General features: G+C 36.0%; 12 protein-coding genes. 2 read left to right on the forward strand and 10 right to left on the reverse strand.

Annotated features, from left to right (window positions below):
- Positions 1-289: 289 nt before the first annotated feature.
- The 10 genes from ACSVH7_RS05175 to ACSVH7_RS05220 form a co-directional block, all read right to left on the reverse strand.
- Positions 290-1,243 (reverse strand): hypothetical protein, encoded by a 954-nt coding sequence (locus ACSVH7_RS05175; RefSeq protein WP_438065626.1) that lies wholly within the window; start codon positions 1,241-1,243, stop codon positions 290-292.
- 914 nt (positions 1,244-2,157) lie between these two features.
- A complete protein-coding gene (locus ACSVH7_RS05180; RefSeq protein ID WP_438065627.1) occupies positions 2,158-3,069 on the reverse strand; it encodes a hypothetical protein in 912 nt (303 codons plus the stop codon).
- Between the two features lie 735 nt (positions 3,070-3,804).
- A complete protein-coding gene (locus ACSVH7_RS05185; protein ID WP_438065628.1) occupies positions 3,805-4,296 on the reverse strand; it encodes a hypothetical protein in 492 nt (163 codons plus the stop codon).
- A gap of 228 nt (positions 4,297-4,524) precedes the next feature.
- Positions 4,525-5,028: a hypothetical protein gene (locus ACSVH7_RS05190; protein ID WP_438065629.1), complete on the reverse strand. Its 504-nt coding sequence runs from the start codon at positions 5,026-5,028 to the stop codon at positions 4,525-4,527.
- 176 nt (positions 5,029-5,204) lie between these two features.
- Positions 5,205-6,245 carry a tyrosine-type recombinase/integrase gene (locus ACSVH7_RS05195; protein ID WP_438065630.1) on the reverse strand — a complete coding sequence of 347 codons (1,041 nt, stop codon included), beginning with the start codon at positions 6,243-6,245 and terminating at the stop codon, positions 5,205-5,207.
- Positions 6,246-7,246: 1,001 nt separating this feature from the next.
- Positions 7,247-9,532 (reverse strand): GH92 family glycosyl hydrolase, encoded by a 2,286-nt coding sequence (locus ACSVH7_RS05200; RefSeq protein ID WP_438065631.1) that lies wholly within the window; start codon positions 9,530-9,532, stop codon positions 7,247-7,249.
- A gap of 334 nt (positions 9,533-9,866) precedes the next feature.
- Complete coding sequence (locus tag ACSVH7_RS05205) at positions 9,867-11,144, reverse strand: glycoside hydrolase family 71/99-like protein (protein WP_438065632.1); 1,278 nt, start codon at positions 11,142-11,144, stop codon at positions 9,867-9,869.
- Positions 11,145-11,310: 166 nt separating this feature from the next.
- Positions 11,311-12,000, reverse strand: coding sequence for a DUF3823 domain-containing protein (locus tag ACSVH7_RS05210; protein WP_438065633.1), 690 nt, complete (start codon positions 11,998-12,000; stop codon positions 11,311-11,313).
- 163 nt (positions 12,001-12,163) lie between these two features.
- On the reverse strand, positions 12,164-14,059 hold the full coding sequence (locus ACSVH7_RS05215; protein ID WP_438065634.1) for a RagB/SusD family nutrient uptake outer membrane protein: 1,896 nt from the start codon (positions 14,057-14,059) through the stop codon (positions 12,164-12,166).
- A 15-nt stretch (positions 14,060-14,074) separates the two neighbouring features.
- The gene (locus ACSVH7_RS05220) at positions 14,075-17,260 is read right to left on the reverse strand and encodes a SusC/RagA family TonB-linked outer membrane protein (protein ID WP_438065635.1); all 3,186 of its coding nucleotides are present in this window, start codon (positions 17,258-17,260) and stop codon (positions 14,075-14,077) included.
- Positions 17,261-17,906: 646 nt separating this feature from the next.
- Between ACSVH7_RS05220 and ACSVH7_RS05225 the strand changes: the two genes are divergently transcribed.
- Positions 17,907-20,456, forward strand: coding sequence for a Kelch repeat-containing protein (locus ACSVH7_RS05225; protein ID WP_438065636.1), 2,550 nt, complete (start codon positions 17,907-17,909; stop codon positions 20,454-20,456).
- Positions 20,457-20,809: 353 nt separating this feature from the next.
- Entirely contained in the window at positions 20,810-23,101 is a 2,292-nt protein-coding gene (locus ACSVH7_RS05230) for a GH92 family glycosyl hydrolase (protein WP_438065637.1), read from the forward strand.
- The last annotated feature ends 688 nt before the right edge of the window (positions 23,102-23,789 follow it).

Genomic DNA, 23,789 nt, shown 5'->3' on the forward strand with positions numbered 1-23,789 from the left:
CCAATTTTCACGCTTCTGTTTTCCAAGTTTCAATATTTTACGTTTCTGTTGGCACATTCCAATTTTCACGCTTCTGCTTTGTCAATTTCTTGCGGAAACAAATGCTTATTTTCAAATTGGAATTGTCTGCGTAATTTCGGCACAAGTCTCCTGTAACGTTCTCGCGCTACAAGCAGTTTGGGATTAAGGAAGCCAAATCTTCGGATAAACACTAATTTATCTGATACAAGACCAACTTTAAATTAAGCCAAATACCCAAATTGCTTGTAGCGTGTGTTGGCAGTAGTAGTTATTCCAATACATTTGCACATTCATTGATCGAGTATTCATTACTTCTTGCCATTGTATTATGAAAATTAATTACAATTTGTTCTATAATATTTAAATTTTCAAAAGTTGTTAACGTTGGTGGAAAAAGTTTTATGTAATCAGCAATAAATATACTAAACATAAAGAATGAAATTTTTAAATTGAAATTTGTCAAATCAGGAAATGCTTCATTTCCTTTTTCAAACATACCTGCAAACTGAAAAACAGATACGTTCGATGGATGAGAATAAAGTGAAAAATAAGTGTAAATATTTGGAAGTAAAGTTTCTTTTATCCCCATTAATTTTACACACTCTTGCCACGAAATTAAGTTTACTGCCAAACCATCAAAAAACATTTGATACTCTTTTGATTTTAATTGATTTTCAATCTTATTTTGATTTTTTAAGTCAAGTTTTTTGAAAAGTTCAGTTTCTCTTATATTATTAGCGAGACTTTCTATTTCTACTTTTTCATTTTCAATTTTTTCTTTATTTTCCACTGTTTGACCAACAGCTTCAAATCTCTGTCTATATTTTAATCCAGCACTTACCCAAAGCCAATACATAATATTTTTTTCATCATCAGTTTCGGGTTTTAAATAAACTAAATTAAACATCGCTACTGTTTCAAATATATTTCGAACAAGAGATGCTATAATTGTTGGGTCAATAATGTTATTTAGATGCCATCCTGATGCAGATTCATATGAAACTCCAGTAATTGCTTTCTTTAAATTCATTGCTTTTGTCATCATCATTTGATTAACAATTTTAGCTTCGTGCATTTTTTGGCTTTCAGCATTTTCATCTTGATGATTCTTTATAGTTTCAAAAAAGAAGTTTATATAAATGTCTAAAAGTTCATTACAATCATTTAAATTTTCACAAATTAGAAGTCTTTGACATTCATTCTGTAGTTCCTGTTTCGTCATATTTGTGGATTCTGTGTTACTATTACTGCCAACGTTCTGGTACTACAGCGGGTTTGGGTTCTAAATTAAGATTTATTTTTCGGTTGTCACTAAACATCCAAGTACAAAACCATTTTCCCATTAAGCCCAATGCCCAAATCCGTTGTAGTAGCTGTTATAGCCAGTTTTTATTTCTCCGAGTAAAGTAGTCCCCATTTTCCTATTTGCATTGTCTTGTTAAATGTTTGTCCAACTTGATATGGTTCTTGAACTTTTAGGTCTATTATTCTGTCAAGTTGTTGGTCTTGAATTTTAATATAATGTTTTGTTCGTCCCTTGCTTGTCAAAGTATAGTAGTCAACAATTTTTGCGTTTAGATTTATTGTCTTGCTGTCTCCAATATATGCGTTGGTCAAAATTATCATTGAAAGCGTTGTCCCGATAAGAATTCCGGTCATTGCTAAAGTCAAAATGAATATTCTGAAAATTGTCCGAAGTTGTGTCCATATTTTTGATTTATCTTCCTTTTTCTCGTGTTGTCTAATAAACCTTAAATAAATGAAGTAACAACTCGGTGTCATAGCAACGAGAATTGGTAAAGCGAAATATTTCATTGTCCAAATTGTCGCAATGTCAACCTCAATAAAGTCAAACGAGGTAGATGATAGAACAATTGTCAGAATACAAAGTCCGAGTATAGAAAAGAAAATGATTTGAAATTGTCGTGTCGTCATTGGTTACTTTGGTCGTTCTAAAATTGGCTATAACGTCTTGCAGCTTGGCGATGTGGCGGATTAAAGAAGCCTAAACTTTCGGTTAAACACTGACTTTACAAGTACAAAACTAATTTCAAATTAAGCCTAGAACCCGCCATATTGCCAAACTGCTGTTAGCCGTTCGTTGTTTTCTTTAATTCGTATTTTATACTTTATTAATCAATATAATTTCGATTTACTTTTTTTTACTGCTATGATTTGCTTCCCATAATCATTATATGTAGATATAGTAGTTTCTTCTATTTCCCAATCATCGTAATTATTTATATCTGTTTTTTTAGATAAGTGATAATCATCCCCACCTTCTGATTTTTTAAATTCATAAATAATTTCCCCTCGACCTCCTGCACCTGACATACCTGAATGTGTTATGGTTTTGTTTTTATAATCAATAATTGTATAACTATATGCGTCTGCGCTTGGGTTACCATAGTAGAATCCTGAAAAATTAGAAAATGGCTCTTCAGTCATTTCTCTAAATTCTAAATTATCATAGTCTGGTGTTTTGAATAGTTTATTTTGTGAACCACCTTTTTCATATGTTTCAGCATAAGTCAGAATAAGTTCGTCTTTATCATCAAAATCTACATCTTGAAAAAAGAAAGGAATGTATGTATATCCGAAACCTTCTTCTTCTTTAGAGGTTCCTACCTTTTCAAATTTCGGTTTTATATATTTAGAGATTTGTGTAAAACTTTGGTTTTTTATAAATTCACCATCTTTAACAGTAATATATTTTAAATTTTCTTTATCAATATCTATTGTAAATTCAGGGTGTAAAACCCAAAATATTTCTTTAGTTTTAACATCTTCAAAAGTTAGAATTGCAGGGCCAATAAAATCTCCAGCACTTACTTTATTATATGCATCATTTTTTTTTCTAATTATCCATTTTGCACTTACATTGTAACCCTTAATTGGGGTTGAATAATTAATTGTAATTTCATTATTTTTCTTGTCAATATTATTTTTGGCACTTTCAAGTTGGTCACTAATAGATTCATTTTTGTTCTGTTTCGAACAAGAAATTAAAGTTATAAATAAAAATAAAAATAAAATTGTGTTTTTCATAGTTGTTTTTCTGTTGTTAATGAATTCTATTTTTGGTTATAAAATTGGGTTAAATTACTGATTCTGCGGTACAATGACGGCTAACGTTCTCGCGCTACACGCAGGCTGGGATTAAAGATGCGTATTTTTTCGGTTAAACACAAATTTTCCAAATACAAAACCATTTTCAAATTAAGCCAATTGCCCAGCTTGCTTGTAGCGTGTGTTAAGCGGGGGTTGTTTAGTCGGAATTACTATTAAACCGCAAATTTTTCACGCTTCTGTATTTCGTTTTACTATTTTCAATTTTCACGTTTGCTTTTAGTTTTCTGTTATTTGGTTCCAATTTTCACGTTTCCTTTTTCCAAGTTTCTATTGTCAGATTCCAATTTTCACGTTTCCAATTTTCACGCTTCTGTTTTCCGAGTTTCTGATTTTCCACTCCAATTTTCACACTTCTGCTTTTCAGGTTTCAACTTTCCAGCTTCTTTTGGCGCTTCCAATTTTCACGCTTCAGCTTTGTCAATTTCTTGCGGAAACAAATGCTTGTTTTCCAATGGATTTCTTCTGCGTAATTTCGGCTTTCAACTCCCGCTTAACGTCCCCGCGCTACACGCAGTTTGGGACTAAATTAAGCCCTATTTTCGGATTTGCCAAATCATCCCAAATACAAAATCATTTTTCCATTAAGTCAAATGCCCAAATTGCTTGTAGCGTGTGTTATAGGGCGTTTTTTCTGTTGAGTTCAATTGTCGATTAAGCATAGCCATTAATGTACAAGTCAAATAGTTCATTTTTGTCAATGTTGAATTTTACGTTCCAATAATAACTTCCACCGTCATCCACCATTTTTTGGTCTGTTAACCAACGTTCAGTATCGTCTTTGTCTTTGGACCAAAAACAGTTAATAAGCAGTATTCTGTTACCATTTTTGTCTATATAGCCAAAATATTGCCTCTTGTATTTTTTAAGCTTTTTATGAATTACGGGTGTTGAAGATTGATTTACTAATTGTTTGTTTATAATCTTCAAACTATTTTGTAATTCAATTTCCGCCTTGTCAATTTCTTGTTTTGTTGGAGTAAACCGTTTTCCAGGAATAAGCCCAAAATAATTAGCGGGAAAAATTGCTACGTCAAAATTTTTGGTTTTATAGTGGTCGGCTTTTTTAAAGATTGTGTCTGATTGTCCGAAACTCTTGAAAGTCGTCAGAAGTATAATTATCAAAACGGTTAATGTTCTTTTCATTATTTCGGTTTCTTTAAAATGCCCTATAACGTTCCCGCGCTACACGCAGGCTGGGATTAAAGATGCGTAATCTTTCGGTTAAAAACAAATGCATCAAATACAAATTATTTTCAAATTAAGCCAATTGCCCAGCTTGCTTGTAGCGTGTGTTATGGGTTGCTTGTTTTAGTCGAAATTACAATTAAACCGTAAACTTTTTAAGTTTCTATTGTCAGATGCCAACTTTTTTTATTTGTTAACGATAATTTGATTTCTTTCGTCAATAATTATTCTGGCATCCAAATCTAAAATTTCATTATTCGTTTTTGGGTCTTTTTCGACTTTAAAAGTATAAAACCAAGTTTCTCCTTTGTCAAACGAAATCAGTGCTAAACCAGCTGTAAATTTCACTTTCTTTTTAGCGTCTTCCATTTCCAGACTGAAAGGAATACTACATTGTAGTTGATTTTTATAATTAATTATTTCAGAGTTTTTCCCAAATGAAATGTTTGTGACTTTAACTCCTTTTGCTTCATAATTTTTACTCAATTCCGTTAGTAAGAAAACTAAATCTTGTTTTGTTTTCAAATATTCGATTAGTTTTGGTGTTGCAAAATCTGAAAGTGTTTCAAAATCTTTTTCTAGAAACAATTCTCGAAAACTTAAAGTAGATTTTTCAATTTTATCTGATAAATTTTGTCCATTCATTATTAATGGAAATATGAATAATAATAGACAAACGTAGTTCTTCATTTAGATAGTTTTTTTAGTGAATACAAGTTCCTGATTGTTTTCTCCCGCGTCATTTCGGCACAAGTAACCCATAACTAATATATAGGCGAAACAAACTTTCGTATATACACCCAAATTCGGGTAGATAGGCGAAAGTTTGTTTCGCTTTATTGTTTTTCAAATATATTATTTTTTTCTTACAAATCATCGAAAGGACTTTTTATTTGTTGCAAACTTTTCGTACTAACGTGCGTGTAAATTTCAGTAGTTTTACTACTATTATGTCCTAACAATTCTTGGATGTAACGCAAATCGGTACCGCTTTCTAACAAGTGCGTAGCATAACTATGCCGCAACCAATGCAAAGTAGCGGGTTTAACGATACCTGTTTTCTGTAGCGCTTGTTTGAGTATGAGTTGCAAACTTCTAGCATCATATGGCTGTCCTTTGATTTGTCCTTCAAATAAATACGTGCTTGGCTGATACATTTTATAATACTCCCGCAGCATGGCTAATATTTTGGGAGATAATGGCGCAATGCGATCTTTCTTACCTTTGGCATTTTTGATTACTACTATATTTCGCTTGGAATCAATATGTACAGGGCGCAAGGCTAATAATTCACCACAACGCAACCCGCAACTATAAATCAACGAAAGCATCATTTTATGTTTGATGTTACTGTGGGCGTTTAAAATTAATTTTACTTCTTCTTTACTCAACACATTAGGAAGTACTTTTTCTCGCTTCGGACGGTGAATTTTATCGACCAGCATCTTAGTATCTCGAATGGTTTGAAAAAATAATTTAATAGCGTTCACTAGCTGGTTTTGATACGAAGCTGATAATTTATTTTCCAAAATATACTCGTTGTTGTACACAATTACATCCTCATTGGTGATAGCAGTTATTGGCTTTTCGCGGTAAAACACCAAAAAGGATTTCAATGCTTCGCTATAGGTAGTTATGGTGCTTTCGCTGTACCGCTTCGAACGCATCCATTGTTTGAATTTTTCAATTTGTTCCATTCCCTCTTGAGAAGGAAGCGTTACAGTAGTAACAATTTTAAACCGAATCCGATTCTCAAAGGTGTCAGGCAAATGCCAAACACCCAAGGTCTGACTCCATCGGGCACCTTCGAGTTCCTTGATTCGGTTGATTAATTCGGCATTTTTTTCAAAATAAACGGCTATTCGTTTTTCTTTTCGGTGGCTGATGATTGCGGCTTTCCAGTGCATAAGGCTTATAATTAGAACGTTAAAGATAGTTAAAAAAGGGATTAGTGATTAGTACTTAGTCCTTGTAAAAGTTCAATGAATTTAGTAAAAGATAATTTGACAATCCATTACTTGTACCAATAATAAAAATGGCACGCAGATGACGCAGAATTAAACGGATTTTTATATATAAATCAGCGAAATTCCGTACCATTCGTGTCCTCCCTGTTCCATTGCTGGCACATATAGCGGACAGTCATAAAAGATAAAGACTAATTTTTTCTTTCAACCTTACCTATTTTTTAATTCAAAAGGAAGAACTTTTTAATTTCTATACAGCATTATAGGAAAAGATGTAGGGAAGTTTATCCTTTTCTATAGGGAAGTTTTGTAAAAGATGTACAGTGATTATAAATAACAACAGTATCCGCAAAAAAAAGGATAGGGATTAAAGTTAATTGTCATCACGAAGTTGCATAAAACCTAGTTAACTGCAACGAAACGCACTATCCATCTTCATTCACTTATTGGTTCAAAAAAATTAACCGCAAGGGGCGCAAAGAATTACGCAAGGAACGCAAAGGAAACCTTCAATGTCCTTAAATGCCTTAAATGGTTCAAAAAAATAACCGCAAGGAACGCAAAGATTCTTAATTCTCTTAATGCCCTTAATGGTTCAAAGAAATTAACCGCAAGGAACGCAAAGAAATACGCAAGGAACACAAAGAAAATCTTCATTGTCCTTAAATGCCTTAAATGGTTCAAGAAATTAACCGCAAAGAACACAAAGAAATACGCAAGGAACACAAAGAAAATCTTCATTGTTAAACGGTTTTTTTGTCATTCTGAGGAACGAAGAATCACATAATATGAACAGCTAGTGCGATTCCTCCTCTGTCGGAATGACAAAATCAAAAGCCGCTTTCCTTAACTTAATGACATTGGGCTCACGCCTACTACTTTTAAAAAAAAATGAGGAATTTGACGAATCAAACCCCTCACTCTCACAATAAAAAAATGGTTTACTTTTTAGTAACGGCTGTAACCGCCATTTGAGCGTAGGCTGGTGAATTAGTCCCCCACAAGAGATTGGGTTTGTTTCCCATAGTCAATTCCAAAATTCCTCCTTTTTGTAAGACTTCATGAGAAAACCATGGCGTATCAAGTGGCTTACCATTCAAAGTAGCCGATTGAATGTACTTGTTGTCTTCAGCATAATTTTTAGCAATAACTTCAAAAAATTTACCCTGAGCCAATTGAATTCGGGCTTGAGCAAATACGGGACTCCCAATAGAATAAATAGGAATTCCGGGGGTAACGGGATAAAACCCTAATTGTGAAAAAACAACAAAGGCAGATAGCCCTCCCCCATCTTCATCTCCGGGAACGCCCATCAAGTCGTTGCGAAACCATTCCTGCAATAATTGACGGATATACTTTTGGGTTTTCCACGGTTGTCCCGCGAAATTATACAAATAGGGTATATGCAATGAAGGTTCGTTCGCCATTGAAAATTGTCCCACATTACCAGAGTGATCCGGTAATTGCGCATAAAATTCAAATTTGCTTTTTCCTAAAGCTTTTGAAAACATACCGTCTAGATTTTTGGTAAATGCCTCATTGCCTCCCATCAATTGAATCAAATCAGGAATATTATGTTGTACATCCCAACGATAAATCCACCCGTTATTTTCGCCATAATATTTTCGAGCGCCCATACCTCCGGAATTAACATAATCAAAAGGTTGGATAAAATGGCCATTTTTGTCTTTTGGATGAAAAAAATGCGTGTCGGGATGGAATAAATTTCTGTAATTAAAGGAGGCTTTCTTGAAGTACTCGGCGTCGGCGGTATTTCCTAATTCACTAGCCAATTCTGATAAACACCAGGCATCATAAGCCGTTCCCAAAGTCACCGCTACCGGTTGTCGACTTTCAAACGTATGTACTTCAGGAATCGTCTCTTCTTCCCCAATAGCTAAGGCCGGGAAATATCCGTTTTTTTTGTAAAAGGCGTCCAACTCCCCCGCTGCTAATCCGGACCACGGCGCCAATGTTTTATTTTCAATAGCACCTTTACTGGCGGCATAGGCTTTTTGAACATCAAAATTTCTTAGTCCTTTTTTATAAGCATCCACAATTGAAGCAATACCATGATTCGAATTCATGCGGCGGCTATCGCCTGTTATTTCTGGAAATGTGGGTAACCACAACTGATCCATTTGTTCTGCCATGAGCACAAAAGAATTCAAGATATCCCCTTCTACTTTTGGGTCAAGTAGTACTCGAAGTGGGTGCTGAGCGCGATACGAATCCCAAATCCAATCGTCTGTATAAAAAGGCCTTCCCAGATCTTGGTGTATTTTTTTATCAAAGGCACTGTAATACTTTCCGTCCTCTGAAATACAAACGGAGCGTTCAAAACAACGATATAAGGAGGTATAGAAAACGGTTTTCTCGTTAAGAGTCCCCCCGCCTACTTTAATTTTTCCTAAAGACGCATTCCAAATTGCGCGACCTTCTTTTTGCACTTGAGTCAGTGTTTTAGCTCCAATTTCTCGGGCTACATTTTGCTTGGCTTGTTGCACACTCTGAAAAGAAATACCATATTGAGCTTTCAACGTTTTGGTATTCTTAGGAAAATGCAAGACCAAATTAGCATTCGTTCCCGTGGAAGTGGAAGCCGAAACCAGTTGTTGGCCTACCAAGCTAGACACCACTGTGGGTTTTTTCTCTAATATCAAGTACAAATACACTTTGGTCGATTTGTCAATCCATTGAAATCCGGAAAGGGCTGTGCCGTCCCAAGTTAAGGCTCCTTCTTTTGAATTTAGAATAAAATAAACCGGCGCCTCTTTTTCAAATGAAAATTGATATAAGGCAGATTGATGAGACACCCCAAAATCAACAGTTGTTTTTTGTTCATCCAAATAAACTTGATACGAATAAGGCTTGATTTTTTCTAAATCATAGCTGTACTCCATCACCGGGCTCATCTCTTTTTCCGAACCTTGAAAAGTGCTAATATTAAAAGCCGAACTCCCTCTATGACTCGTGACCACCACAGGAAGGCCTTTTAAAACTACACCCGTATAATCTTTTCGCTCAGGATATACACGAAGCATACTATTAGGCAAATGAATAGTGGGGTAGGTAGGAACTAACAAATGACTAATATTCCCCATATAAGGATTGACATAATCCACAGGATCTAGGACAGTTGTAGTCTTTCTTGCATTTTGTGCCTTTCCAAAAATGAAGCATAGCAACATGGAACAGACTACATATTTCTTTAATTTAATTTTCATAGAGTTGATGTATTTATAGGTACTCTTCAGAATTATTGTATTGTACTAAGTAATTAGAATAAAATAGTGTCATGCTTTCTACTAATTGCTCGCAAAGCCGCAAAGAAAGCGCTGTGAATACCACGCCTTTGTGTCTTAGCGAGACTATTGATGGGTAAATTTCTAGCGAAATAGTATAAGTCGAAATCGGAATTAAATACGACAAATTATATTGCCAAAACTTAACATCCACTACGCCTTACAAAATAGCCGTTAGATACTAGTAAAAGAGAGGCCGTAGCGCTTCAATGAACTACCTTTCAAAACTACCTTAGTATTTTTTCGCCAAGAGCGGTTACCTTTTGGGTTTTAGGTCTGTAAATTGTTTTTGTTGATGGAACCAAAGCGCCCCTTGTCCGGTGAGCCACAAATAATAATCTGTGGGCAAATCATTCTCAATTCCGATAAATTTCTTGCCGCTGTTACCATTTAATGGCACGTCTTTCTGGTTCAGCACTTTATAAATGGCTGTGCCTTCGTCAATTTCATCAAACATGGCTACATACAACGCTTGTGCCCCTTGTTTTTTGGCTCCTGCTATTTGCATCCACAAAAAATCTCCATTTTCCCTTGGAATAGCGTTATAACTTGACTGGTCGTTTTTTAAATTTCCCCAAGAAAAACCGGGAAACACCAGAGGGATATAATCTACTCCATTTTTTTGAGTCCAAGCGATATCTTGAGCAATCATCGTAGCATCATAGGTTTTCAAATGATATCGGCCCACAGCCCAAGGCATGATCAGATCACATTTTTTAATCAATTCAAGCAATAATGGGTTTTTCTCCGTGTCTTTTCCTAACGTTCGCCAATAATAGGGCACACCCAACAGTAATGCGATATGGGGATCTGTTTTCTTTAGCGCCGTCACCAAAGACTCCACATCGGCGGTACTATACTTCCGTTTATCATTAAAACCTACGCCCCAAATGGACACTAGCGGTCGGCCGTTATGGTGGAGATAGGTTGGATTTTCAGTAGCATCAAAAAGATGAAACACAGCTTGCAATTCTTTTAAATCACTAGCAACCCACATCAAATCAGCAGCAGTACACCCACTTAAATCATACATGATACTAATGGCTCGGTTGTATTTTTTGGCCGACTTTAAAGCGTTTTCCAATACTTGGTTGAAGTGTCGTTTTCCATTTTTACTACTTGCTTTTATTTCAGTCACAAAGCGTTGCATATGAACGCCATCAATGCCATATTCCTGCATCCATTTAAAATGCAAATCAATAGTAGCCGCATCATAGGGACTATACAAATAGGCTTTTTGACCATCAGCAAACACAAAAGGAGATGGATATTGCACTGTATATTCACGCATATCGGGCCAAAAATCAATAGTGGAACACCCGGGTTCAAAACCACATTTGCCCTCATAATGATGCCATCCTCTTTGGGAAGCGTCACCTTGAGCCGCAAACCATCCTTGATAGCCCGCCATCACTAATTGATCATAGGACGTATACCTGAGTTCATCCGGATGGGCACTACCCTTTTTAAGCCCTTGATTTGTATGATTTTGAGCCCATAAACTAGCCGAAATACCCGAACTAATACAGAACAATATTGGGAGTAAATCCCCCCTCCTACTTTTGAATATTGATTTCAAATAACACATAAAATCCCGTTAAAATGATTGAAATAATCTAAAAAGCCCTAACTGACTCCCTTCATCCTAGCCTTCGTTACTATAAACAAGCCTGCTAAGATGAAAGTAACAGCAGCAGCAATTATAGCGTGAAAGACACTACAGTTGGTGCATAATTAGACCTAGATTCAGGAGCTACGGTTACCGCACCCACTCTAAAGTAATAGGTTTTTCCTTTTACAAAACTGGCGTTATTCAAGGTTTCAATTTCAACGGTGTAGATTTTATCCGCCACCGCTAAAGCGTTAAGAGTGATTTCTGTTCTTGCGGTTTGCATAAACTCACCCACATTAGGATCCCTATGGGCATAGAGTCCATATTTCTTCACTACATCAGCCGTGGTTTGTTCCATTTTAAAAGAAGCAACAATTTTTGTTCCTACCTGTTCAATCTTAGCTTCATTGAGTCTTAAAAAAGGTTTTACGGTAAAATCAAGATTCGTTCTCCCCTCAATAAGCACCTCTTGAGCCGCTACGGTTTGAAAATTGGTTCTCACAGGTTGCACCATATATTTATTAGCAAAAAGTCGGCTATTTTCGTAGTTCCCACTATTTTTTACCACTAAGTTTTGGGGCGCCACATTGACATATCCATTTTCTCTAAGCTCAATAATTGATCCTTGAATGATATCTTGCGGTACCAACTCGCCTGTTTTTTCATCAATTATTTTACCGTATAACCCAGATGTTGGTTCTTTTAGATTATCCAATTCACAAGAAGTAAAGCCTTGAAAAACTAAAAGTAGCGTAATAATTCTTAAATATTTGTTCATGATATTTTGTATTAGGTGTAAAATTTAGGAAACCATTCCAAAAGATTCCTTGACTTTGAGTGCCACAGTATCGGTTGCGCTCACCAAAAATCTGTTGTATTAGATTTTCAAAATTGTTTTTCTAAGGAAACCTAAATTTTACACTTTGGGTTAAGTCTCTTGTTTAGTATTGAGGATTTTGAATTAATCCGTTTAATGCAATCCCCGGTATTTCCTTATAATAATATTTACTCAAGAAAAGTTGGTTATTCATATTCAAATTAGATCTAACAAAGATGTATTTATAAGGAGCAGTACCTCTTAAATCTAACATGGGAATTAATGCTTTTTGTCTCACATTATTGAATTTCTCTTGATATTCTCTTCTTCGAATCAAATCCCAATACCTTTTATTTTCAAAAGCCAATTCAACAGTTCTTTCTCTAGTCACGTTTGTTACCGTTAATGGAATTGTAGTAGTAAATGCGGCTCTTCGTCTAGTAGCATTCAAAGCTGTTGTTGCTTTGGCTACATTGCCTAAACCACTTTCGGCTACTGCTTCAGCGTAGTTGAGTAAGATTTCAGCATAACGCATTTCCATAAAATCAGTGGTGCTTTGATTCCAGCCATTCACTACCGGTTTTGTACTCAAGAATTTTTTGAAAGAAAAACCTGTTTTGGTATGATCAGAAGCCAAAGGGGCAAATCCTGAAAAATTAAACGGATTAGAATCACCAAAAACATAATAAGTTGACGCTCCAACAGTCACACTACCTGTAGTAACCAAGGTTCCGGCAGGATTAATTAACCCTCCTTGAATTGTAATGGTCACCCCTTTGAATTGCGACCCCGGAACAATCACTGTGGCAAACAAACGGGCATCTTTACCCGCAAAAATATCCTGCGGTTTATCAAATTTAAGATAGGCTTTAGTTTTTACAAATCCGTTGTAATCATTGATATTATCAGCAACAGCCGTAACAATAGGAGCACTAACTCCCGGATTAGCATAGCTTTCATAGGTATCCACAAATTCTAAGGTAGGATTCATTCTTCCCGGACTTGGCCATCCATTTTTTAACTGATTAGGGCTGTACCAGATATCATAATTGTTACCTGTTCCATTCCCGGGTATGGTGCGTCCTTTGATCAAAATAGCCTCAGAGGTTAGTGCCACATTGGGGTTTTCAAACATAGATCTAATATTTTCAGTAGCCTCTTCAGCAGTGGCGGGAGTAGGCTTGTACAATGAAAATTTGTTAGAATCCATAATAGCCGCCGATGCGTCGATACAAATTTGGTAATATCTTGCAGCATCTATAGGGTCTAATCCCACCAATTTAGCATCTACTGCCGGTCCGGTCATTGGGTTTTTGGAGCCAAATTTAGCAACCGAGGCCGCATGCAAGGCTGCTCTAGACATTAATCCATAAGCGGCCCACTTCGAAGCTCTTCTACCATTGACATCATAATCTAAAGCTTTGGCAGCTACTTCACACTCAGAAAGAACGAAATCCCAGGTTTCTTTTTCTGTATTTCTTGGAACTTTTAAAGCTTCTAAATCTCCAGTAAATGCTTGAGCTTGTTTGATAATTGGCACTCCTCCATAGCGTTTAACCAATCCAAAATAAGCAAAAGCTCTTAAAAAAGAGGCCTCTCCTAAGTACAAGGCTTTTTGCTGGTCATTTACTTTCAAAGTAGGTACAATTTCAATAAAAAGATTGATATCTCGAATCAATTTATAGGCATCTCCCCACCAATTGTAATGACTTCCCGTGATAAAACCTGGGGCATTCAAATTAGAATGCGTGGCCGTACCGGTAAACATCTCACTACAAATTCCATTATTATTCGGATTCGATTCATTATAATTAAATCCTTGTGTTGGGAAAAAAGTCAAATCTTCAATGGGTAAGCGGTTGTACAAATCCGCCAAATATAATTGTGTACCTGCAGAAGTAGCAAAAACTTCGTCTGGTGTAAGTTTGTCTCTTGGCTCTAAATCGAGAGCGTTGTCACAGCCTACTAGAATCAGTAGCACAAAGAGTGACCATAATTTCATTTGTTGTATATTTTTCATTTCTTCTATTTTGTATTAAAAACTAACGTTAACGCCAAAATTGTAAGTAGTTGAAATAGGATAAGTAAATCCTGCATTGGTATCTCCTTCTATTTTTTCTGGATCAAAAGGCTTCACGAACTTATCAGCTAGAGTAAATAAGTTAAAACCATTGGCGAAAAAGCGCAATTTTGTAAGTCCAAGATCTTTCATAAATTGTTCTTTACTATTGAAAGTATAGCCAAACTCCACACTTTTCAATCTCGCATAAGAAGCATTTTTGCGCCACACCGAACTTTCTTTGTAAATACCACCTACATCAGCCAATAACCTTGCTGCCGGCCATTTTCCGGGTACCCAAGCACTATTCGGATCAAATTGATCTTCTTTATGCCATCTATCAAAGAAATATTCTGGAGAGTTTCCGCCATTAAAAGCCAACACTTGTCCATAAACGCCATCAAATCTCAAAGTATAACGAGCCGCACCTTGTAGCAGCATATTAAAATCAAATCCTTTATAACTAGCATTAATATTCAAACCAAAAAACATTTTAGGAGACGAATTATAGAATAAAGGTTTTTGGTCTTGACCGTCAATGATACCATCGTTATTTAAATCTTCATATTTAAAATCACCCGGTAACTCTCTGTTGATATTTCCGTTAGCTCCATTCTGTAGGGCCGCATTTAAAATTTCTTGTTCGTTTTGAAATTGTCCTGCATAAACATATCCTGTTTCAAAATCGTTCCAACGATGCCCTTTTTGGTTCAAATAACGCTGCATAGAATTGGTAAACGCTTCTCCCTCGACATGTTTGTTCATCGTTCTTGAAAAAGTAAAGTTTCCAGACACATCATATTTGAAAGCATGATCGTTATTTTTATAACCTAATTCCAATTCGAAACCTTGAGTACGATTACTATTCAAATTCTCTTGAGGCAATACGCCTCCGTAGGTATTGGGCAAAGCCACACTCACCTTTGCAGGAATACCTTCTACCAATCGGTCAAAAACATCCGCCGTTAAAGTCAGTTTATTTTTCCATAACCCTACATCAATTCCTATATCGGCAGTAGAAGCTGTCATCCACGTCAAATTAGGATTAGCGGGAACAGGCGTACCTACTCCGTTGATCAAAGTACCATCGGTAAACTCATACGATCCCCCTGTCCCTAGTGTATAACCATTGATGTATTGAAATGGATCGCCCTCAGGTTGCGCGGTTACACCATAGGAACCTCGAATTTTTAAATTAGAAAGAAAACTTTCCTCGGTATTCATAAATTTCTCTTTAGAAACTACCCATCCTAAAGAACCCATGGGATAAAACCCCCAACGGTTTTCTGGAGAATAGCGATACGATCCCATGTAACGTCCTGCTAATTCTAATAAATATTTGCCTTTGTAATCATAATTGACTCTTCCAATATAGGATAAATCAGCAGATTCACTTCGGATACCATCACTTTCTTGGCCTAATTGATCGGCATAACGGATTTCATCTTTAGTATAAAAATCTTTGTATAATTTTTTAAGAGAAACATCCTGTTTGTTGAACAAATTTTCTTCTACGACAAGTACGGTGCTTACATGATGGTTCTCATTTAACTCCGGCTTATAGTTAATATAACCTTGTAAAGTCGTTGAATTACTGTTATTCGTTCTGTAAGAAATACTTCCCGTTCCTGCACGCATTTGAATCGGTTTGTAAATTCCTAACACTTTGTCATAAGTATAGACCGTATAGGATTTAGAGAGTGTATTGGCTACAAAATTATTAGCATCATAGGACGCTGAACCTTTGATAGACATCCCTTTAATAAAAGGTACTGTATAAGTTAATGCTAAAGTAGACTGTAAATTTCTATATACCTCCTCACCATATCCGGTAATATCGCGATCAGCTAACACCGCAGGATTTTGATTTCCTGGCGTTACTACCCCGGGATAAAGAGGATTATTATTCGCAAAAGGACGGTCGATAGGCACACTAGAACGGGTACCTTTAAAGATGTTAAAGAAACTATCCCCAGGTTGTTTTTTGAAATCATATCGGCCTCCAATTAACAATTGCGCTTCAATGTTTTTGGTCAATTTTGCTGTTAGATTAGATCTTAAGTTGAAACGCTCATATCCAATATCATTACTTTTTAATAAGCCTTCTTCATTCACATACCCTAATCCGATAAAGTAATTAATGTCTTCATTACCTCCGGATGCGGAAAGATTTTGTTGTTTCTGCATGGCGGTTGATTTGATAGCAGTATCATACCAGTCAGTACTTTCATATCCCGGTGCACCAATACGATACTTTTGAAGCTCCTCTTTAGTGTAAAATGGAACCCCTCCTAACGGTCGGTTAATTTGTGCATCGTTAAAAATCTCTGCATATTGCCCAGCATTCATCATGGTAGGAATATCAGTTGGCGAGGTAAATCCGATAAACGAGCTATATTCGAAAGTAGTTTTGCCTTTATTTCCTTTTTTAGTGGTAATTAAAATAACCCCATTGGCGGCTCCTAATCCATAAATGGCCGCTGAAGCATCTTTCAAAACTGAGATACTCTCAATGTCATTTCCATTGATTCGCTGAAATTCATCACCACTACCACGTCTAACACCATCAATAATATAGATAGGATTTCCAAATCCTCTAATATTTATGGAGTTATCAAAAGTCCCGGGTTGTCCTGAATTCTGACGAATGTTAAGTCCCGCTACTTTACCTTGAAGTTTCTGCGCTATACTTGAAGAGGTGGTCGTTTGAATAGCCGCTCCTTTAATGTTAGAAACCGATCCCGTGATGGTTTCCTTTTTTTGCTTGGCATATCCCACAACCACTACTTCGTTCAAATTTTTATATTCTGTTAGTAATGTAATGGCAACAAAACTTTCTGAAGTAAGCTTTTTAACTACACTTGTATACCCAAGGCTACTCACTTGGATAGAAGCAGTAGTAACTGGGATTTTAAATACAAACTTACCATCAAAATCAGTGATAGTGTTCACTTTTGTGCCCATAGCTGAAATGTTCGCACCGGGTATGGGTAAATTAGAAGCATCTACTACTTTTCCGGAAAGCGTGATTAAACTTTCTCGTTTATCGTTCTGTGCATAAATAGTTGTAAAACTAGTTACAAGGAGTAAGCTAAGAAAGGCTTTTAACCCCCTAATAGTCCTTTTGCTTGGTTTTGGTTTTGGTTTCATTAATTGTCTCATAAATTTTTAAATCATAAATTGATACTTTAAAATAGTCGGTTAGTCCTGTTTAATCGTTTTTGTCATGTGGGCTCTTTTGCTAGATTAATAATTGATTTCTTTTTTTTTATTTATTTAGCAAAGAACACCTCGAGGTCTTAATTTTAAAATAATAAACAGTAAATAATCGATTAATAAACCATTAATAACTTCATTAATGAAAAAAAAATTCCTATTTCCATTTTAAAGTGGTCCTATTTTGATAAAAACAAAAAATAGCAGCACTGTTTTTACGGAAATAAAAAAAAACATATCACCTATACCCATTTCTACCACCTCATAATTTAGCCTGGTTTCTGTAGCTGCAAAAAAAAATAGGCCATTGAAAACAATATTGCTTTTGAACACAAAATTGATTTCCAATAGGTTACCTATTTCATCAATTACTTTTAATTCTTTAACAACTATACTAAAAAAAAGAAGATATCAAAGCCCCTTTTTTTACAGTATTAGGATTTAAATATTATGCACATTTAAGCATAAATTTTTATAGAAAATTTAAAAATTGATTTATATTCGCAGAATGGAATCATCGTCTAAACACCTAATTTTATTAAAAAACCCAAACTATTTAACTTGTTAAATTAAAAATCTGTTTTCCAAATCGATGAAAAAAACACTACTCTCGTTACTTCTTATAACCTTTCATTTTATCCATTCAAACGCACAAGAAACGTTTGCAGATGGCTTATTCTTTACCTCAAGAGAGGTAATACAAGACAAACGCACCTCCTTAGTTTTGTCTCCTACCAAGCCCCTTACCTTTACTAATGGATTTGAGTTACAATTTGAAGTCAGCTTTAGAAAAAAAGAGGGCTACTATGGTAATATTGTTAAAATTCTAGGGAATAAAGAATTTAATATCGATTTGATTTGCAGTTTTGACGGTGCCAATAATACTAAGTCTCCAAGTTTTGTATTAGTGGTCAACAACACCATTGTTCACGCCTTTAAATGGAACGAAATTCCCTCTATTTCAAAACAATGGAATACTTTCGATTTATCCCTAAACCCCAAAAACAGCACGATTTCCTTAGCGATTAATGGAATTAAGAAAGTAAAAAAAGTACCCACATTATCCCACATTGATTCGTACGACATTGTTTTTGGCAAAAGCAACCTGACCAACTTCAATACCACTGATGTGTGCCCGATGAGTCTGAAACACGTTAAAATCTTCGAAGACAAAAAATTAGCCTATAATTGGGTTTTAGGAAAACATTTGAAAAATAATGCGGTCTATGACGAAATCAACAAGGCCGAAGCCACCACTTTGAATCCAAAATGGCTTTTAGATCAACATTTGAAATGGAGCGCCGTAAAAAGTCTCTCGTTTGACCATCTGCTAGGTTCCACTTTCGATGATACGAACAGTAAAATTTTCTTTATTGATACCAAGGCTGTCTATACTTTTGACATCAAAAATCAAGAATTAGACACACTCAATTACACGAACAATCCGTATCCTTGCCTTGATAATACGTTTATTTATAACCAAGCCACAAAAGAAATCTGGTCATATTCCTATCAAAAAGGCATCCTCTCTCGTTTCGATTTCAAAACAGCGTCTTGGTCTGAAAACACCACAGTTTGTTCGGAGCCAGATTTATGGCATCACAACAAAATGATTGATCCAAACTCAGGAAACCTCATCACTTTTGGCGGGTATGGTCATTATAATTACAAAAATGCTTTTCACACTTTAGACCTAAAAAGTAACACCTGGAAAACCAACAAAACAAAAGCGATTGAGCCGAGATACTTAAGTGCTGCAGCCTTATACAACAAAGATTCTTTTTTGATTTTTGGAGGTTTTGGAAGTACTTCAGGTAGTCAAGCAGTGAATAGTCATCATTTTTACGATTTATATCAAGTGTCGTTTTCAGACTTCAAAGTGCATAAACTTTGGAAAAAAACGACTATAGAAAACGCTCCTTTTGTACCTGTAAGTTCTCTAGTAGTAGACAACAACAAACAACATTTCTACGCTTTACTGTACAACAACAACACTTTTAATACACAAGTTAGATTGGCTCGTTTTGGTATTAAACAGTTTGAGATGACCCTGTTTCCTGAAGCCTTCCCCTATCAGTTTTTAGATATAAAATCAAATGCTAGTTTATGGCTTGATACCAATACGGCCAGTCTTTATGCCATTACAATTAACGAAAACAAAGCAAACCTTCACTCGCTCGCTTACCCCCCTTTACTAGCCAAAGAGGTGTTTCAGGAAGAAGCAACTCCTTGGAGCTTCCCACTTTTTATAGCTATTATCTTCCTTGGCTTTGCGGGTGGGGGCAGTTACATTTATCTCCAAAAAAAGAAGCTAAAAACAGCACCTGCTGAAACCTCAATCGAGTCTAAGCAAGTCATACAAGCAGAAAAAGAACAGATCGTATCACCGTCAGTGGAACCAATTGCTGAAATTGCTTATACTAAAATAAAAAAATCTGCCATTTACTTGTTTGGAGGATTTGAGGTTTTTGATCAAGAAGGCAAAGACATCTCGGCCCAGTTTACTCCTACTTTAAAACAACTCTTTTTGTTGATCCTCTTATCCAAAACAAAAAGTCAAAAAGGAGTGAGTTCCCATAAAATGATCGAAAATTTATGGCAGGACAAAACCGAAAATAGTGCCCGAAACAATCGTAATGTAAATCTGAGCAAACTTAAAATTTTGCTTGAAAAAATTGGAAATATTGAAATTAAAAATGAAAACAACTATTGGTCAATTCATTTTGAAGAGGAGGTTTTTTGTGATTATTTTTATGTGGCTAGTCTGATTCCAAAAATTAAAAACAACACTTTAGACGAGAGTGAAATCGCACCATTGTTAAAACTCATCGAAGCGGGCGAAATTTGTCCGGATTTTCAAAATGAATGGATTGATCCTTTTAAAGTAGACATCGCAAACAACATTATTGAAGCCTTGGAAATCCTGTCGAAAAATCAAAGCAATTTGCAATTATTGGAACTCATAGCCAACCGTATTTTAAATTTTGACCCCTTAAATGAGGAAGCCATTATCATCAAATGCAAATCCTTGTATGCTATGGGAAAAAAAAGTCTATCTAAGCAATCGTATGATGATTTTTGCAGAGAATACCATCATTTATTAGAGGCAAAATTCAATGTCGCCTTCAAAGACATCGTTTAGTGCCCTAACGAAACACCCCGTTTTTGATGGAATTCGCTGAAAACTAATATAAATACATCGTCAACACAATTCGATGTTTGAATGCAGAATATAGCCAAAAAAGTACTAGCCAACCAGCAAAGTTTGAATAGAAATGCTATAACTTCATACCTTTCTTGTCTATGAAAATCGTAAACGTTGGGATATTTCTCAAAAAAAACTTCCTATGCAATACTTATAGCATACATTGCCGTGTTTGGTATAAAAATTACTATCCGGACTTATATTAATCCTTAATTATGTTGTTGTTAAGTAGAATTTAAGTCCAAATTAAGTGGCGCTGCTTTTATTTGTGGTCTAATAAAAAGCGTCCTATGAAAACCCTTTTCCACAACCTTATCCTTTCATTTTTACTGTATTCAGGAATCCTAATCGCTCCTGCCCTTTCCGTACAATCACAAGACTACGCAAAATATGTAAACCCATTTATTGGTACGGGAGGACATGGCCATACCTTTCCTGGCGCCACCGTACCTTATGGCATGGTACAATTAAGCCCCGACACGCGGACACAGGGCTGGGATGCTAGCAGTGGTTATCATTATTCTGACAGCTCAATTATTGGCTTTTCTCACACGCATTTAAGTGGCACAGGCATTGGCGATTTAGGGGATATTTTATGGATGCCTTTTTCGGGAAATGTACAAGTCACACCGGGTACTTCAGAAGACACTACTGTAGGATATCGTTCGGAATTTAGCCATAGTGATGAAAAAGCCTCTCCGGGATATTATGCTGTTTTCTTAAAGAAATACGGTATAAAAGCTGAATTAACCGCCACTTCAAGAGCCGGTTTTCATAAGTACACTTACACCAAAAATGGGCCTTCAGGGATAATCATTGATTTGGCGCACACAATCTTTACAGATAAAAATCCGGAACACGAAATTCGTATTTTGAATGACCACGAAATTCAAGGATTCAAAAAATCAGGCGGATGGGCCGAAGCACAACAAGTTTTTTTTCACGCCAAGTTCAATAAGCCTTTCAAAGCCACTTTTTATGAAAACGGGAAAGTAGTACCTCCCGCAACCAAAGCGCATTCCAAAAACCTACAACTTGTCTTGTATTTTGACCTTCAAAAAGGAGAAGAAGTCCTCGCCAAAGTAGGGATTTCTTCGGTGGACAATGAAGGAGCTAAACGCAATTTACAATCAGAAATCCCTTCTTGGAATTTTGAATCTATTCGACAAAAAGCCTATGCGTTATGGGAAAAAGAATTAAGTAAAATCAAAGTTAAAGGTGGCACTGACAATGAAAAAACCATTTTTTACACGGCCTTGTACCATACTTCAATTTGTCCAAACCTAGCCAATGATGTCGATTTTAGATATCTCGGAATGGACAAACAAATTAAAAAAACGAAACGAAAGCCCGTGTATACCGTTTTTTCATTATGGGATACCTTTAGAGGAAACAACCCCTTAAAAACCATAACCGATCCAGAAATAGCAGCCAATTTCATCCATTCTTTACTGCTAAAATATGAAGAAGGTGGCGTTTTGCCGATGTGGGAATTAGAATCCAATTATACAGGTTGCATGATTGGATACCATGCCGTTTCTTTAATAACCGATGCTTACCAAAAAGGAATTAAAAACTTTGATCTTTCTAAAGCCTATAAAGCCATGGTAGGTTCAGCCAATTACTCCAGAACAGGGATACTTTTCCCTTCTGAAGACGTAGAGCGAAGACTCATGCCAAAAGCCAAATTGTACAATGAAATGTACGGATTTATTCCATCCAATTTAGAAAATCAATCGGTTTCCAAAGCATTAGAGTACGCTTACAATGATTGGTGCATCGCTCAAATTGCCAAAGAACTTGGAAAAAAATTAGACTATCAGAAGTTCATGGAACGCTCCAAACGATTCACCCAATATTATGATAAAACAACCGGTTTTATGAGAGGTAAAAATACAGAGGGTACATGGAGAACTCCCTTTGATCCTCAATTTTCTATGCACAATGCCAACGACTATACAGAAGGAAATGCCTTTCAGTGGACTTGGTTTGCCCCTCACGATGTAGCCAATTTAATAGCATTGATGGGAGGTAAAAATTCTTTTATTACCAATCTTGACCGCTTGTTTTCTAGCAGTTCTGAATTAACCGGAGGTAAAGTTTCTGAAGACATTTCGGGATTAATCGGACAATATGCACACGGCAACGAACCAAGTCATCATATAACCCATTTGTACAACTTTGTAGGAGAACCGTGGAAAACACAGAACCTCACCGATAGTATTCTGAAAAATTTGTACTTTAATGACCCCAATGGCATTGCCGGGAATGAAGATTGTGGCCAAATGTCAGCATGGTATGTGTTGAATGCCATGGGTTTCTATTCTTTTTGCCCGGGAAACCCTGAATATTCCATCAGTCGCCCTATTTTTGATGAAGTATCCATTGCACTGACTCCAGGGCGCTATTTTACCATCAAAACCAAAAACAATAGTCCTCAAAACAAATACATCCAGTCGGCAAAACTCAACAACGAAGTCTTACCTACACCCTTTTTTAATCACAAAGCAATAGTTGAAGGAGGCACTTTAGAATTTGAAATGGGAGATACAATTCGTCCAAATGCCTTTGCTACAGATTGAAAGTAGAATCTCATTGATCATTGGCAACTGCATTTCGCAGTAAGAGGTAGAATGCAATAGAAACTGAACTAACCCTATAGTAATAAATTACCCGTTGGGTGAAATTCAAATAATTTAAAACTACGCTAAAAATAATTGCACCTAACCACTAGAGTTCGTTGCAGCTGCAAGCCGAACAATGAAACCCGTGTTGAACGAAACCGATTACACATCCGCCAACCTACCCACTTATCGTAAAAAAAATAGAGGGGATTTCAAGAGGCGAGTTAACCACTTTTTTGTGGAGTGCTAGCGGTTTGCTTTTCAAGTGTATTCGTCACTTTGGAGCATCAGTGGCCTTACCCCTAAAATAATTTTCACAGGGATTTGGTTCTTAGTTACAGTGAAGCAACAACTTCAATAAAACGAGCTAGATTTTAAGAATGATTTTGCCCTCTGAACTACTTATTTGTAGTTGCAGTTGAGAAATTACTTGGTGGTATTGTGCCGTAAAAACAAGAAAAAACTTGTTGTAATAAAAGATTTTGGTATGTTTATTCGCAATGTAATAGAAGTTTTTTCAGAGACTGATGTTAACACTAGTTTTCAAAAGACAAACTTTTGTATATTTGAATAAAAAGTTTCAAATGACCACTAAAGATGACATATTGAAAACACTGAAAGCTAATAAGTTAAAGCTTTCTAAATT

The sequence above is a fragment of the Flavobacterium sp. TSSA_36 genome, from assembly GCF_051547165.1.
Taxonomy (GTDB): Bacteria; Bacteroidota; Bacteroidia; order Flavobacteriales; family Flavobacteriaceae; genus Flavobacterium.

What these genes read in the sequence shown, in the direction of transcription:
- ACSVH7_RS05220 (WP_438065635.1), bottom strand. Translation starts at nt 17,260, where the DNA reads ATGAGACAATTAATGAAACCAAAACCAAAACCAAGCAAAAGGACTATT.
- ACSVH7_RS05180 (WP_438065627.1), bottom strand. Translation starts at nt 3,069, where the DNA reads ATGAAAAACACAATTTTATTTTTATTTTTATTTATAACTTTAATTTCT.
- ACSVH7_RS05225 (WP_438065636.1), top strand. Translation starts at nt 17,907, where the DNA reads ATGAAAAAAACACTACTCTCGTTACTTCTTATAACCTTTCATTTTATC.
- ACSVH7_RS05185 (WP_438065628.1), bottom strand. Translation starts at nt 4,296, where the DNA reads ATGAAAAGAACATTAACCGTTTTGATAATTATACTTCTGACGACTTTC.
- ACSVH7_RS05200 (WP_438065631.1), bottom strand. Translation starts at nt 9,532, where the DNA reads ATGAAAATTAAATTAAAGAAATATGTAGTCTGTTCCATGTTGCTATGC.
- ACSVH7_RS05175 (WP_438065626.1), bottom strand. Translation starts at nt 1,243, where the DNA reads ATGACGAAACAGGAACTACAGAATGAATGTCAAAGACTTCTAATTTGT.
- ACSVH7_RS05210 (WP_438065633.1), bottom strand. Translation starts at nt 12,000, where the DNA reads ATGAACAAATATTTAAGAATTATTACGCTACTTTTAGTTTTTCAAGGC.
- ACSVH7_RS05195 (WP_438065630.1), bottom strand. Translation starts at nt 6,245, where the DNA reads ATGCACTGGAAAGCCGCAATCATCAGCCACCGAAAAGAAAAACGAATA.
- ACSVH7_RS05230 (WP_438065637.1), top strand. Translation starts at nt 20,810, where the DNA reads ATGAAAACCCTTTTCCACAACCTTATCCTTTCATTTTTACTGTATTCA.
- ACSVH7_RS05215 (WP_438065634.1), bottom strand. Translation starts at nt 14,059, where the DNA reads ATGAAAAATATACAACAAATGAAATTATGGTCACTCTTTGTGCTACTG.
- ACSVH7_RS05190 (WP_438065629.1), bottom strand. Translation starts at nt 5,028, where the DNA reads ATGAAGAACTACGTTTGTCTATTATTATTCATATTTCCATTAATAATG.